General features: G+C 63.9%; 11 protein-coding genes. 2 read left to right on the top strand and 9 right to left on the bottom strand.

All coding sequences use genetic code 11. The features are described 5' to 3' along the window. Positions 1-100 precede the first annotated feature (100 nt). Complete coding sequence (locus tag J0O65_RS19410; RefSeq protein ID WP_215408870.1) at positions 101-1,963, top strand: flagellar assembly protein A; 1,863 nt, start codon at positions 101-103, stop codon at positions 1,961-1,963. On the opposite strand, the gene arfB is transcribed toward J0O65_RS19410, so the two are convergent. After that, positions 1,964-2,362, bottom strand: a complete 399-nt coding sequence (arfB, locus tag J0O65_RS19415) for an alternative ribosome rescue aminoacyl-tRNA hydrolase ArfB (RefSeq protein ID WP_215408871.1) — start codon at positions 2,360-2,362, stop codon at positions 1,964-1,966. Between the two features lie 195 nt (positions 2,363-2,557). Between arfB and J0O65_RS19420 the strand changes: the two genes are divergently transcribed. Next, positions 2,558-3,040, top strand: a complete 483-nt coding sequence (locus J0O65_RS19420; protein WP_215408872.1) for a chemotaxis protein CheW — start codon at positions 2,558-2,560, stop codon at positions 3,038-3,040. A gap of 37 nt (positions 3,041-3,077) precedes the next feature. On the opposite strand, the gene J0O65_RS19425 is transcribed toward J0O65_RS19420, so the two are convergent. The 8 genes from J0O65_RS19425 to dapC all read right to left on the bottom strand — a co-directional run bounded on the left by J0O65_RS19425 (position 3,078) and on the right by dapC (position 12,637). After that, on the bottom strand, positions 3,078-5,063 hold the full coding sequence (locus J0O65_RS19425) for an ATP-binding cassette domain-containing protein (RefSeq protein ID WP_215408873.1): 1,986 nt from the start codon (positions 5,061-5,063) through the stop codon (positions 3,078-3,080). Positions 5,064-5,111: 48 nt separating this feature from the next. Next, positions 5,112-6,002 carry a 50S ribosomal protein L3 N(5)-glutamine methyltransferase gene (prmB, locus tag J0O65_RS19430; RefSeq protein WP_215408874.1) on the bottom strand — a complete coding sequence of 297 codons (891 nt, stop codon included), beginning with the start codon at positions 6,000-6,002 and terminating at the stop codon, positions 5,112-5,114. 57 nt (positions 6,003-6,059) lie between these two features. Then, complete coding sequence (gene dapE / locus J0O65_RS19435; RefSeq protein ID WP_215408875.1) at positions 6,060-7,196, bottom strand: succinyl-diaminopimelate desuccinylase; 1,137 nt, start codon at positions 7,194-7,196, stop codon at positions 6,060-6,062. Positions 7,197-7,305: 109 nt separating this feature from the next. Next, positions 7,306-7,662 carry an ArsC family reductase gene (locus J0O65_RS19440; protein WP_215408876.1) on the bottom strand — a complete coding sequence of 119 codons (357 nt, stop codon included), beginning with the start codon at positions 7,660-7,662 and terminating at the stop codon, positions 7,306-7,308. A 401-nt stretch (positions 7,663-8,063) separates the two neighbouring features. Next, complete coding sequence (locus J0O65_RS19445; protein WP_215408877.1) at positions 8,064-8,780, bottom strand: hypothetical protein; 717 nt, start codon at positions 8,778-8,780, stop codon at positions 8,064-8,066. Positions 8,781-8,893: 113 nt separating this feature from the next. Then, positions 8,894-10,441, bottom strand: coding sequence for an FAD-dependent oxidoreductase (locus J0O65_RS19450; protein WP_215408878.1), 1,548 nt, complete (start codon positions 10,439-10,441; stop codon positions 8,894-8,896). Positions 10,442-10,563: 122 nt separating this feature from the next. After that, positions 10,564-11,391 (bottom strand): 2,3,4,5-tetrahydropyridine-2,6-dicarboxylate N-succinyltransferase, encoded by an 828-nt coding sequence (gene dapD, locus J0O65_RS19455; protein WP_215408879.1) that lies wholly within the window; start codon positions 11,389-11,391, stop codon positions 10,564-10,566. Positions 11,392-11,404: 13 nt separating this feature from the next. Next, positions 11,405-12,637, bottom strand: coding sequence for a succinyldiaminopimelate transaminase (gene dapC, locus J0O65_RS19460; protein ID WP_215408880.1), 1,233 nt, complete (start codon positions 12,635-12,637; stop codon positions 11,405-11,407). Positions 12,638-12,694 lie beyond the last annotated feature (57 nt).

Genomic DNA, 12,694 nt, shown 5'->3' on the forward strand with positions numbered 1-12,694 from the left:
TGGCAAGCACATTTTTGCCAAGTCACGCACACCGCCACGCCCCGTGATATTGTTCTAGTGCACTGAGACAATTCTCTGAATTTGTTGTTTGGGGAGGCAAGTGGAGAGCGACGACGACATACCGGTTCCTGATGCGGCCCCCGCAGGCGGCGTGCCGCGCGGCCTGGTCCAACGCGACGAGGGGGTATTCCTGGACTTGTCGCTGGCGCCGGCGCAGTTGCGCATCGCCGTCGACCAGCTGTTCCAGTCGGGCCAGCTGCTGGCCGGTCTCGACTACGGTTTGTTCCTGCTGACCCTGTTTCATGCCCCCGCGCCCCGCGCCGCGCCCAAGGGCGATGCCTTGTTGCGCATCGCCGCCCGCGTGGCGCCATTCCCGCCCCAGCGCCGCGCGCTGTACAAACAGGTCAAGGTCCGTGGCGACAGCGCCGAGTTTTACTTTGAGGCCTTGCCTGCCGATGCGGATGGCCAGGTGCCGGCGCGCCGCGAGTTTGACGAACTGGTGGCCGACCTGTGGTGCAAGGGCGTGCACTACGGCATCGATGGCGCGGCCGTGCGCGCCATGCTCGCCAGCGGCAAGGCCGAGCGCATCACGGTGGCGCGGGTGCTGCCGCCGCAGCCGGGGCGCGACGCCCAGCTGGTCGAAGTGTCGCAAGGCATCCACCGCGACGATGCGCCGCGCGAACGCTCCGATGGCCGCCTGGATTTGCTCAGCTTCAAGAACCGCTTTCCGCAAGTCAAGAAGCACGCGCGCCTGCTGCGTCTGCTGCCGGGGGCGCCCGGCCTGCCTGGCTACGACCTGGCCGGCACGGCGCTGCCGCCGCCCGCGCCGCTGGAGCTGGACCTGGCCGCGGTGGCGGGGACAGGCACGGCGGTCGAGCATTTCAGCGATGGCGATTTCCTCGTCGCCACCCAGGATGGCTATGTGAATGTCGATGAGCACGGCAAGATGTCGATCGAAAACAAGATCGTCAGCCGCGAAGGCGTCAGCAGCCGCACCACGGGCAATTTGAAGCTGCGCGCCGCCTACGAGGAATATGGCGAAGTGCAGGAGCAGCGCCAGCTCGACGGCAGCGACATCACCATCCATGGCGACGTGTATGGCCATCTGCACTCGCATGGCGGGCTCATATGGCTACAGCGCAACCTGGTGGGCGGCACGGCCTTCAATGAACACGGCGACGTGCGCGTCGAGGGTGTTGCCTCCGGTTCCGTGCTGCAGGCGCTGAGCGGCGAAGTGCACGTGAAGCGCGCGGAAAGCTGCGTCATCGCCGGCACGCGCGTGGTGATCGACAGCGCCAGCAATTGCGAGATCATCGCCGACGAGGTCGTCATTGAACTGGCCGAAGGCTGCGCTGTGGCGGCGCGCACCATCCGCATCGGCAGCGCCGGTCCCCGCAAGCAGGTGGAGATGCTGCTGTTTCCCCTGGTGCCCGACCTGAGCGCGCTGGAGCAAAGGATCGCCGAGAGCCTGGCCAAGGCGGCGCAGCACCAGCAGCTGCGGCACAAGCGCCAGCAGGAAATCGACGCCATCGCGCAGCTGCCCGAGGTGCGCAACTACCTGACCCTGGCGGGCCAGCTGCGGCGCGGCGAATTGCAGCTGCAGCCGGCGCAGCAGCTGCAGTACGACAAGCTGGCCGCGCGCATCGCCCCCGTGCTGAAGGAAGTGGCCCGCCTGCGGGTGGAAGTGAAACAGTCGGAAATCCTGCACGCGCAGATGCTGGCGCTGGTGGAGCAATTGCGCCAGGAGCGGCAAGCGACGGCCGGCCAGTCGCGCTGCACCCTGGGCCTGGTCGATGGTGAAACGGTCGTGCGCACCCTGGTCGTGCCGCCCGGCCCTGCCAAGGTCTACGACCGGCCGCCGAAGGAGATCAAGGCGCTGTTGCGCAGCGCCACGCCGGCCACGCAAGCCGTGTTCGCTGACAACACGGGCAGCCTGGACTGGACCTACCAGCCGCCGCCTTGATCAGTCGATCACCTTGCCGCGAGATTGCTTGAGCACGCTGTGCGTGCTCTTGCTGTCGAGGCGGCGCCGCTGCGAGCTGCGCGTGGGCTTGGTGGCGCGGCGCACGGCGGGCAGGAAAGTCACGCTGTCGATGATCTCCTGTAAACGCCGCAACGCTTCTTCCTTGTTCTGTTCCTGGCTGCGCGACTGCTGCGCCTTGAGCACCAGCACGCCATCCTTGCTGATGCGGCTGTCGCGCAGGGCCAGCAACCGCTCCTTGTATGCGTCCGGCAGCGACGAGGCGGCGATGGGGAAGCGCAAATGGATGGCGCTGGACACCTTGTTGACGTTCTGCCCGCCCGGACCCTGGGCGCGGATGGCGGAGAATTCAACTTCAGCGGGATTGACGAGGTGTTGCATGGCCTGCCTGTGGGGAAACGATGTGGGTATTGTAAGGGAAGATGGCTGCGGCGGCGCAAGGCCGGGCGCCGAGGCCAGCCTGCCTTCCGGGAAAGTTGATGTTTCTCAACGCTGGCGGCGGCGATGCTGGTTAGCATGGGGCCAACGTTGCGCCACTGCGCATCCTGGCAGCGCTTACCGGATGAAAGGAACACCATGCAGCCCACGACGACGCCTGGCGCCACAACCGTGCAATACCTGACGCAGTACTTGAGCTTCCGGCTGGGCGGCCTGGAATACGGCCTCGACTATCGCTGCGTGCGGGAATTGCGTCCGCTGAAAGAGCTCGACCGGTTTTCCTCGGAAGGGGAAGTGCTGCGCAGCGTGGCCGTCTCGCGCGGCGTGATCATCCCCATCGTCGACATGCGCGCCGCGTTCGGCAGCGCCCAGGACGCGCCCGATCCGGCCACCGACGTGATCATCCTGCAGCTGAGCAATGGCGTGATGGGCATGGTGGTCGATGGCGTCACCGATATCGTCAGCCTGGCGCCGGCCGACATCGTCGCCGTGCCCGGCCTGGGCGAGGCGGAAGCCGATTACCTGCTGGGCCTGGGCACGGTGGCGGGGCGCCGCCTGATCCTCGTCGACATCGACCGCCTGATGGCCATCCGCAGCCCCAGCCCCATGCAGGTGGCCTGAAAAAAAGACGACCCGGGAGTCGTCTTTTTGTCTTGCGTTAGCCGAGTTTCTCTAGCTGATCCTGCAGATCGAGCCATTCCGCTTCCAGCTGCGCCAGGTCCTTGGTGAAGAAGGTCTGGTCGGCCAGCAATTGCTTGAGCTTGGCCTTGTTGGCCGCGTCATAGATGCTTGGCTCGCCCAGCTTGGCGTCGGTTTCCGCCTTTTGCGCATTGCGCTTGGCGATCTGCTCTTCCTGGCGCTTGATCTTGTTTTCGATCGGCTTGCGCAGGGCGGCCGTTTTCTGGCGCTCTTCCGCTTCCTTGCGCTTGTCGCGCACGGGCGCGGCGGGGGCGGCGGCTACCGGCGACACGACGGGGAAGTCCGTCTTGTTGGCCTTGCCGGCGGCCGGCAGCACGTCCGTGCCCTTGCCCAGCTTGGTCTTGAACAGCCAGTCCTTATAGTCGTCCAGGTCGCCGTCAAACGGTTGCAGCTTGCCGTCGGCCACGATGATGAATTCATCGGTGGTGGCGCGCAGCAAGTGGCGATCATGGGACACGACGACCAGGGTGCCTTCGAACTGGGCCAGCGCTTCCGTCAGCGCTTCGCGCGTTTCCAGGTCCAGATGGTTGGTCGGTTCATCGAGCAGCAGCAGGTTCGGACGCTGCCAGACGATCAGCGCCAGCGCCAGGCGGGCTTTTTCGCCGCCCGAGAAGGGCGCGATGGAGCTGGTGACCATGGTGCCGGGGAAGTTGAAGCCGCCCAGGAAGTTGCGCAGTTCCTGCTCGCGCACGGTCGGGGCGATCTTGGCCAGGTGCCACAGCGGCGATTCGTCATGGCGCAGCATTTCCACCTGGTGCTGGGCAAAATAACCGATGTTGAGGCCCTTGCCCATGGTGGCGTCGCCGCTCAAAGGCATCAGTTCGCCGGCGATCGTCTTGATCAGGGTCGACTTGCCGGCGCCGTTCTGGCCCAGGAGGCCGATGCGCTGGCCGATCTGCAGCGAAAACTTGATGCCGTTGACGATGGTCTTGTGCGTGATGTCGCCCGTCGCTTCGTTCTCGATTTTGTAACCCGCATCGACGTCTTCCATCACCAGCAGCGGATTTGGCGCCGACAGCGGCTCGCGGAATTCGAACGAGAATTCCGCGGCGGCGCGCAATGGCGCCAGCTCTTCCATCTTCGCCAGCGCCTTCATGCGGCTTTGCGCCTGGCGGGCCTTCGAGGCTTGCGCCTTGAAGCGGTTCACGAACGATTCCAGGTGGGCACGCTTGCGCTGCTGCTTTTCCAGCGCGCCGGCGGCCAGGATCATCTGCGCCGCGCGCTGGCGTTCGAAGCTCGAGTAGTTGCCCGAGTAGCGTTTCAGCTTGCGTTCGTCGATGTGCACGACGACGTTGACCACTTCATCGAGGAAGTCGCGGTCATGGGAAATGATCAGCAAGGTACCGGCGTAGCGCTTGAGCCAGTCTTCCAGCCAGATGATGGCGTCCAGATCCAGATGGTTGGTCGGTTCATCGAGCAGCAGCAGGTCGGATGGGCACATCAGCGCTTGCGCCAGGTTCAAGCGCATGCGCCAGCCGCCGGAGAAACTGGCGACAGGCTGCTGCATCTGGTCCAGGGTAAAGCCCAGGCCCAGCAGCAATTGTTCGCCGCGCGACTGCACGGTGTAGGCGTCGGCGTCTGCCAGCGCGCTGTAGATTTCGCCGATGGCGATGCCGTTTTCCGACGTGGCCGGTTCCGATTCCAGGCGCGCCAGTTCCGCTTCCAGCTTGCGCAGGGTGACGTCGCCATCGATCGCGTAGTCGAGCGCGGCACGGTCCAGCGGTGGCGTTTCCTGCGCCACGTAAGCCACGCGCCACTTGGCCGGGAAATCGATCTCGCCCTGGTCAGGGTGCAATTCGCCACGCATCATGGCGAACAGGCTCGATTTGCCCGCGCCATTGGCGCCGATCAGGCCGATCTTGTCGCCCGGATTGAGGGTGACATCGACTTGTTCGAGCAACGGTTTGATGCCGCGCATCAGGCTTACTTGTAGGAAACGTATCATTTTTTTCTTTGTGTTGTAAATTAAGGCGCTGCGCGCTGACGCCAGCGCTTATACCAGCTTGAGCTGCTCGGCCGTCAGCAGGAACACCATGTCGTCGCCGGCGCTCGTCGTCAGCCAGGTCAGGCCCAGTTCGCCGAAGGCCGCTTCCGCGTAGTCGCGTTCGTTGCCGATTTCAATCATCAGGATGCCGTCGTCCGTCAGGCGCTCGGCCGCGCCGGCGATGATCTTGCGCACCAGGTCCATGCCGTCGCTGCCGCCGTCGAGGGCGATCTGCGGTTCGGCCAGGTATTCCTGGGGCAGGGCGCCCATCGACGTGGAATTCACGTACGGCGGGTTGCTGATGATCAAATCATATTTCTTGGCCGGCACGTTCGCGTACAGGTCCGATTCGATCAGGGTCACGCGGTCTTGCAGCTTGTACGTGTCGACGTTGCGCTTGGCCACGGCCAGCGCGTCGGCGGAAATGTCCACGGCGTCGACTTGGGCGTTCGGGAAGGCGTCGGCCATCATGATGGAGAGGCAGCCCGAACCGGTGCACAGTTCCAGGATGTTTTCCACGGCTTCCGGTTCCGGCACCCATGGTGAGAAGTATTCGGGGATCAGCTCGGCGATGAAGGAACGGGGCACGATCACGCGCTCGTCCACGTAGAAGTTGTACGTGCCCAGCCAGCCTTCCTTGGTGATGTAGGCGGCCGGCACGCGGTCGATGCTGCGGCGGTCGATGACGCTCATCACGCTGGCCACTTCGGACGGCAGCAATTTGGCGTCGAGGAAAGGCTCGAGCTTGTCCAGCGGTAATTTCAACGTGTGCAGGATCAGGTAGGCCGCCTCGTCGAACGCTTCGGCGCTGCCGTGGCCGAAAAACAGCTTGGAGGTATTGAAACGGGTAACGGCGTAGCGCAGCAGGTCGCGTGGCGTGGAAAACGGGTTCGGGGTCATGGCATTCTCGAAAAGACGGTGTTCTGGCCCGCCGTGACGGGCCTCGGTATTTCAGGTTCAGACGGGCAGCAAATGCTCCAGCGTGCGCCGGTAAATATTCTTCAGGGGATCGATGTGGCGCAGTTCGATGTGCTCGTCGATCTTGTGAATACTGGCATTGGGCGGCCCGAATTCTATCACTTGGGGGCAGATTTGCGCGATAAACCGGCCATCCGAGGTACCGCCCGTGGTCGACAGCTCCGTCGTGATGCCCGTTTCTTCCCGGATGGCGGAAGACAGCGCATCGCTCAAGGTGCCGCGCGGCGTGAGAAAGGGCAAGCCGCTCAATGTCCACTGCAAGTCGTACTGCAAGTCATGCTGGTCGAGGATGGCGTGCACGCGCTGCTGCAGGCTTTCCGCCGTGCTGGCCGTGGAAAAGCGGAAGTTAAAGTCGATCACCATGTCGCCCGGAATCACGTTGTTGGCGCCCGTGCCCGCGTTGATGTTGGACATTTGCCACGACGTCGGCAGGTAATACTCGTTGCCGGCATCCCATTTTTCCTCGACCAGGTCGGCCAGCGCCTGCGCCGCTTCGTGGATGGGATTCTTTGCCAGGTGCGGGTAGGCAATGTGACCCTGCACGCCCTTGATCGTCAGCCGGCCCGACAGCGAACCGCGGCGGCCGTTCTTGATCATGTCGCCCAGCTGCGCGCTCGACGTCGGCTCGCCCACCAGGCAATAGTCGATCTGCTCGCCGCGCGCTTTCAATTTGTCGCAGACGATGACGGTGCCGTCCGTGGCCGGGCCTTCCTCGTCGCTGGTGATCAGGAAGGCGATCGAACCCGTGTGGTCAGGCGTGGCGGCGATGAACTCCTCGCAGGCCACCACCATGGCGGCGATCGAGGTCTTCATGTCGGCCGCGCCACGGCCGTACAGCTTGCCATCGCGGTGCGTGGGAATGAAGGGCAGCGAGCGCCATTGCTCGACGGGGCCGGTAGGCACCACGTCCGTATGGCCGGCAAAGACGAACACGGGCGACGTGCTGCCGCGCCGTGCCCACAGGTTGGTGACGTCGTTCGACTGGATCGTCTCGCAGACAAAGCCCAGCGGCGTGAGGATGTCGATCAAGTGCTGCTGGCAGCCCTTGTCGTCGGGCGTGACCGAGGACAGGGCGATCAGTTTTTCGGTCAGGGTGAGGGTTTTGGAGGTGGTCATGGAAATATTGGCGAGGCGTCAATCCGGGGTCAGACCCGCCGGGGACATTTGCCCCAGTGGCGCAAGTGTCGATCCCTAGGGACTGACCCCAGCCTTGCTGGTGTCGGGTTTAAACTGAAAAAATGGTCTTGTACTGCGCATCCGAAAACGCCACGCTGAACTGGCCATCCTTGTCCAGCACGGGGCGCTTGATGATGGACGGGTTTTCCAGCATCAGCTCCACGGCGCCGGCGGCGTCGGTGATCGATGCCTTGCGCTCGTCGGACAGGGCGCGCCAGGTCGTGCCTTTCTTGTTGACCAGCACGTCCCACGGCAATTGCGCCAGCCATGCCTCGACGGTGGCGCGTTCCAGGCCCTGCTTCTTGAAGTCGTGGAAAGTGAAATCGTGGTGTTGCGCGGCCAGCCAGGTGCGGGCCTTTTTGACGGTATCGCAATTGGGGATACCGTAGAGTGTAATGGTCGTCATGGGCAGGGCTAAGGGGAATGAATGCGGTTTGCTTGATCGCGGCGCTTGCGCTGGCGCGATATGCGATGTTAGCCGACATTATACAGTCGATGCGCAGTCGATGCGGCAGTGCAACAAGGTTGCATGTTCATGGCAGGCTCAGGGCCAGGTGCTGCGGATACCCAGCAGCGTGGCAGCCTGGCCGAAGTCCGGATGGACCGAGAGCGGCGTGGCGGACGCCAGCGCGAGCTTGGGCGCGGCGCGGTGGACGCCAGCGAACTACCCAGTTAGCACGTGTCGAATCGGGTCGCCCGTGGCATGGCCGGACACGCGATACAGCGTGGCGGGATCGCAGCGCACCATCTGCAGCGCTGCGGGTAGTTGCGGCAAGCGGGGCAGGCGCAAGATTGCCACGGTCGTGCTTATTCGTCGGCGTAGGCGCGGGCTGCCGCCATCACGGCATCGAGTTTCCCTTTGGTCAGGGCCTCCAGCGGCGACTTGCCGCCCAGAGACAGGCGTGGGGCGGTAAAAAAATCCCATTTGGCGGCGCCGGGCAAGTCGCCGAGGATTTTGCTGATTTTTTCCAGGATGTGGCGATCGTGGCGGGGATCGGCGAAAAATGCTGGATAGACATATTCCCCGGAGGCGCCGCGCAAGGCGAACAGGCGTCTGGCCTTGAGTGCCGCACTGAGCGCTTGCGGCGTGACTGCCAGCCGGGCGCGCAGTTCCGGGCCTGATAGCAAGCTGTACGACGCCAAGTCTTTTTCACGCTGCTGCCGTTCCTGCTCTTCCAGACCGCGCATGAATTGCCGGGTGCTGACGTGGCTGGCATGCGCGTCGATGCCGGACGCCCGGTTCAGCTCCCGCTCGGTCACGATATCGAGGTCGCGCCGCATTTGCGCGAGCAGCGCGGGCCGGTCGTCGCGCGGCACGGCGTCCAGCAGCGATGCATACGCTTCCTGGAAAGTATCTTGTGCAATATTAAAGCGTAAGCCGGTGGCACTGGATGCGAGTGTGTCCGCCAGCTTGCTGACCAGCGAGGGCGTGGCAGGCCCATGCCCGGTGTCGGCGGTGGCCTCATCAATCGTGCCGGTGTCGCCATTGCCGACAGAGGAGCGTGTGTTCGATGTGTTCGACATGGTCCTATCCTTGAAACGCATGTTTCAGCATAGGACAGGAGGTCAAACAAAGCAAACAAAGCAAGGAAATTAAATCTATCTGGCTTGATGCAGCGCAGACTTTCGGCGTGTCTCTACACAGGCCGTGGCGCCGCCTTGCTTGACTCCGCCGGGCCGAAATGCAGGCCCAGCCGCAGGGCCAGGGCGCGCAGGGCGCCGCTTTCCTGCAGGTGCAGGGCCAGCGCGATGTGGCCGTCCGGGCGCACCAGATAGGCCGCGTCGCGGCCCAGGCCGGCCAGCTTGGCGGCGACATTGAAGGTGTAGCAATGCACGGGGAGCTTCAGCACGCGCGCTTCGTCCAGCAGTTCGGGCGCCGGCTCGCCGTAGATGTGCAATTGCCAATCCATGCTGCGCAGGGCGATAAAGTTGTCTTGGGTGCCGTCCGAGAACCACGGCAGGCGGTCGCCGCCGCGCAAGTATTCCGCGTGGCCCGCGGACAGGGCGCTGTCTTCATAGCTGATCTGGATTTGCGACACGGTCCGGAACAGCAGCCGGCGCGCCCGCGCAAAGCCGGACAGGAGGGGCAGCGCGTGCGGCACCAGCCAGCGGCGCAGGAATTGCCCGGCGATCCCTTGCGCGACGATGGCCTGGAAGGCGCGGTCGGTGGTGGCGACGAGCTTGCGGGCAAACACGATGCGCTCGCTTTCATAGGTGTCGAGCAGGGCGTCGTTGCTTTGCCCCCGCAGCTTTTGCGCCAGTTTCCAGGCCAGGTTGACGGCGTCGCCCAGGCCCGTGTTCATGCCCTGGCCGCCCACGGGGCTGTGCAAATGGGCCGCGTCGCCGAGGAGGAAGCAGCGTCGTTCGCGAAACTGCGCCGCCACCCGGTGATGGACTTTATACGTGGAAAACCAGTTCACGTGCTCGACCTCGATGCCCAGCAAGGCTTGCACCTGTTCCCGCACGTCGTCGAAGACGGGCGCCGGCGCGCCATCGGGAACGTCGGGCAGGATGCCGATCAGGCGCTGCATGCCGCTGGTGCGCACGGGCAACATCAGGGCGAAGGCGTTCGCCCCCAGGTGGGCGTGCAAATCCGTGTTGTTGCCGGCCACTTGCGCGTCCGCCACGTAATACAAATGGTCGTAGGTGCCGCCGGAAAAGTCGAAACCGGCGATCTCGCGCACCTTGCTGCGCGCGCCGTCGCAGCCGCAGATGTAGTCAAAGGTGCAATACTGGCGTTCGCCATTGTTGAGCAGGATGGCTTGCACTTCGCTATCGTCCTGCGTCCACAGGTCCAGCGCCACGTTCCATTCCACATGCACGCCGGCCGCCGCCAGCTTGCTGATGAGAAATCGTTCATGCTCGTCCTGGGGCAGGCTGAGCACGAAAGGGTAGGGGCTCAAGCCTTCGCCGATCTCGCCCAGCGCCAGTTTCACCAGCTCCTCGCCGCCTTCGTGGATGTGCATGGCGTTGATCTTGATGCCCAGCTGCACCAACTCGTCGGCAAAGCCCAGCTGCTGGTAAAACTCCAGGGTGCGCGCATGCACGGCCATGGCCCGCGACGCCTGGCCCGGACCGCTATTCTTGTCGATGATGCGGCAATCGACGCCATGGCGCGCCAGGCGCAAGGCAAGCATGAGGCCGGTAGGACCGGCGCCGACGATCAAGACGGGAGGCGTATTCATGCCATCCAGTATAGGACAGGATGGCAGAGGACAGCGCGACGATTGAAGTTGCTAGTCGGAAATGAAAATGTCCCGCCTGGGCGGGACATTCACGGTGCTGCGCGCGCCTTGCGGCGCAGTCATCAGATACCGCGCAGCAGCTCGTTGATACCCGTTTTTGCGCGGGTCTTCGCATCCACGCGCTTGACGATCACGGCGCAGTACAGCGAGTACTTGCCGTCTTCCGAAGGCAGGTTGCCCGACACCACGACGGAGCCGGCTGGCACGCGGCCGTAGGTGACTTCGCCCGTGGCGCGGTCGTAGATCTTGGTCGACTGGCCGATGTACACGCCCATCGAGATGACCGAGTTTTCTTCGACGATCACGCCTTCGACGATTTCCGAGCGGGCGCCGATGAAGCAGTTGTCTTCGATGATGGTCGGGTTCGCTTGCATCGGTTCCAGCACGCCGCCGATGCCGACGCCGCCGGACAGGTGGACGTTCTTGCCGATCTGGGCGCAGGAGCCGACGGTGGCCCAGGTGTCGACCATGGCGCCTTCATCGACGTAGGCGCCGATGTTGACGTAGGACGGCATCAGCACGACGTTCTTGGCGATGAAGCTGCCGCGGCGGGCGACGGCTGGCGGCACCACGCGGAAACCGCCCTTGGCGAAGTCTTCCTTGGTGTAGTTGGCGAACTTGGTCGGCACCTTGTCGTAGAACTGCATCGTGCCATCGGATGGCAGGACAACGTTGTCTTCCAGGCGGAACGACAGCAGCACGGCCTTCTTGACCCACTGGTTGACGACCCAGTCGCCCGAGGTTTTTTCCGCCACGCGGATGCTGCCGTTGTCCAGGCCATGGATGACGTGGGAGACGGCGTCGCGCAGTTCGGCCGTGCCGTTGCCCGGATTGATCTCGGCGCGGTTTTCCCAGGCCTGGTCGATGATGGTTTGCAGTTGTTGGCTCATGATGATGTCTTGTTTATGTAGGGGTTGATGCGGATGCGGAAAGCTGCTGGCAGAATTTTACTATGCGCAAGGCCGCTTCCAGCCCTTCGGCCGTTTCGGCCACCAGGGCCATGCGGATGCGGTTGCGGCCCGGATTGATGCCGTGCGCGTCGCGCGCCAGGTAGCTGCCAGGCAATACGGTGACATTATATTCGGCGTACAGGCCTTGCGCGAATTGCGTGTCGGACAGTCCCGTGCGGCTGACGTCGGCCCACAGGTAGAAGCCGGCGTCCGGCAATTGCACGTCCATCACCGATTGCAGCAGCGGCGTGATGGCGTCGAACTTGGCGCGGTACTTGGCGCGATTTTCCTCGACATGGGTTTCGTCGTTCCAGGCCGCGACGGAGGCCGCCTGCACGGCGGGGCTCATGGCGCCGCCGTGGTAGGTTCGGTAGAGCAGGAATTTTTTCAGCACCTCCGCGTCGCCGGCGACGAAGCCCGAGCGCATGCCCGGCACGTTCGAGCGCTTCGACAGGCTGGAAAACACCACCAGGCGCGCATACGGACGCTCGACCGTGGACAGGCCCAGCATGTGCGCCGCCTGCAGCGCGCCCAGCGGGGGCGTGTCGCCGTGGTAGATCTCGGAATAGCACTCGTCGGCGGCGATGACGAAATCGTAGCGCTCGGACAGGGCGAACAGATGTTCCCAGTCCGTCAGGGTCAGCACGGCGCCCGTCGGATTGCCAGGCGAGCACAGGAACAACAGCTTGACCTTTTCCCACACGCTGGCCGGCACGCTGTCATAGTCGCAGCCGAAATTGCGCGTCGGGTCGGAATTGACGAAATATGGTTCGGCGCCGGCCAGGTAGGCCGCGCCTTCATAGATCTGGTAAAACGGATTCGGGCTGATCACGAGCGAACCGGCCGCCGGATCGATCACCGTTTGCGCCAGCGCAAACAGCGCTTCGCGCGAACCGTTCACGGGCAGGATTTGCGTGGCAGGATCGAGCTTGGGAATGCCGTAGCGGCGCTCCAGCCAGCCGGCGATGGCGCTGCGCAAGGCTTCCGAGCCGATGGTGGTCGGATAGCTGGCCAGGCCGTGGATATTGTCGACCAATGCCTGTTCGATGAAGGCTGGCGTCGGGTGCTTGGGTTCGCCCATGCCCAGGCTGATGGGCGCATACTCGGGATTGACCGTCACGCCGGCAAACAGCTGGCGCAGCTTTTCAAACGGATATGGTTGCAGTTTAGCAAGAAGTGGATTCACGGAACGGACCAGGGCAAGAGTGGGAACGAAGACCGGCTGCGGCGTTGCCGCCAGCCA

The organism is Janthinobacterium sp. JC611 (assembly GCF_018682595.1).
Taxonomy (GTDB): Bacteria; Pseudomonadota; Gammaproteobacteria; order Burkholderiales; family Burkholderiaceae_D; genus Janthinobacterium.

Coding starts and splice junctions, on each gene's coding strand:
- arfB (WP_215408871.1), bottom strand. CDS start 2,362: ATGCAACACCTCGTCAATCCCGCTGAAGTTGAATTCTCCGCCATCCGC.
- J0O65_RS19420 (WP_215408872.1), top strand. CDS start 2,558: ATGCAGCCCACGACGACGCCTGGCGCCACAACCGTGCAATACCTGACG.
- J0O65_RS19425 (WP_215408873.1), bottom strand. CDS start 5,063: ATGATACGTTTCCTACAAGTAAGCCTGATGCGCGGCATCAAACCGTTG.
- prmB (WP_215408874.1), bottom strand. CDS start 6,002: ATGACCCCGAACCCGTTTTCCACGCCACGCGACCTGCTGCGCTACGCC.
- dapE (WP_215408875.1), bottom strand. CDS start 7,196: ATGACCACCTCCAAAACCCTCACCCTGACCGAAAAACTGATCGCCCTG.
- J0O65_RS19440 (WP_215408876.1), bottom strand. CDS start 7,662: ATGACGACCATTACACTCTACGGTATCCCCAATTGCGATACCGTCAAA.
- J0O65_RS19445 (WP_215408877.1), bottom strand. CDS start 8,780: ATGTCGAACACATCGAACACACGCTCCTCTGTCGGCAATGGCGACACC.
- J0O65_RS19450 (WP_215408878.1), bottom strand. CDS start 10,441: ATGAATACGCCTCCCGTCTTGATCGTCGGCGCCGGTCCTACCGGCCTC.
- dapD (WP_215408879.1), bottom strand. CDS start 11,391: ATGAGCCAACAACTGCAAACCATCATCGACCAGGCCTGGGAAAACCGC.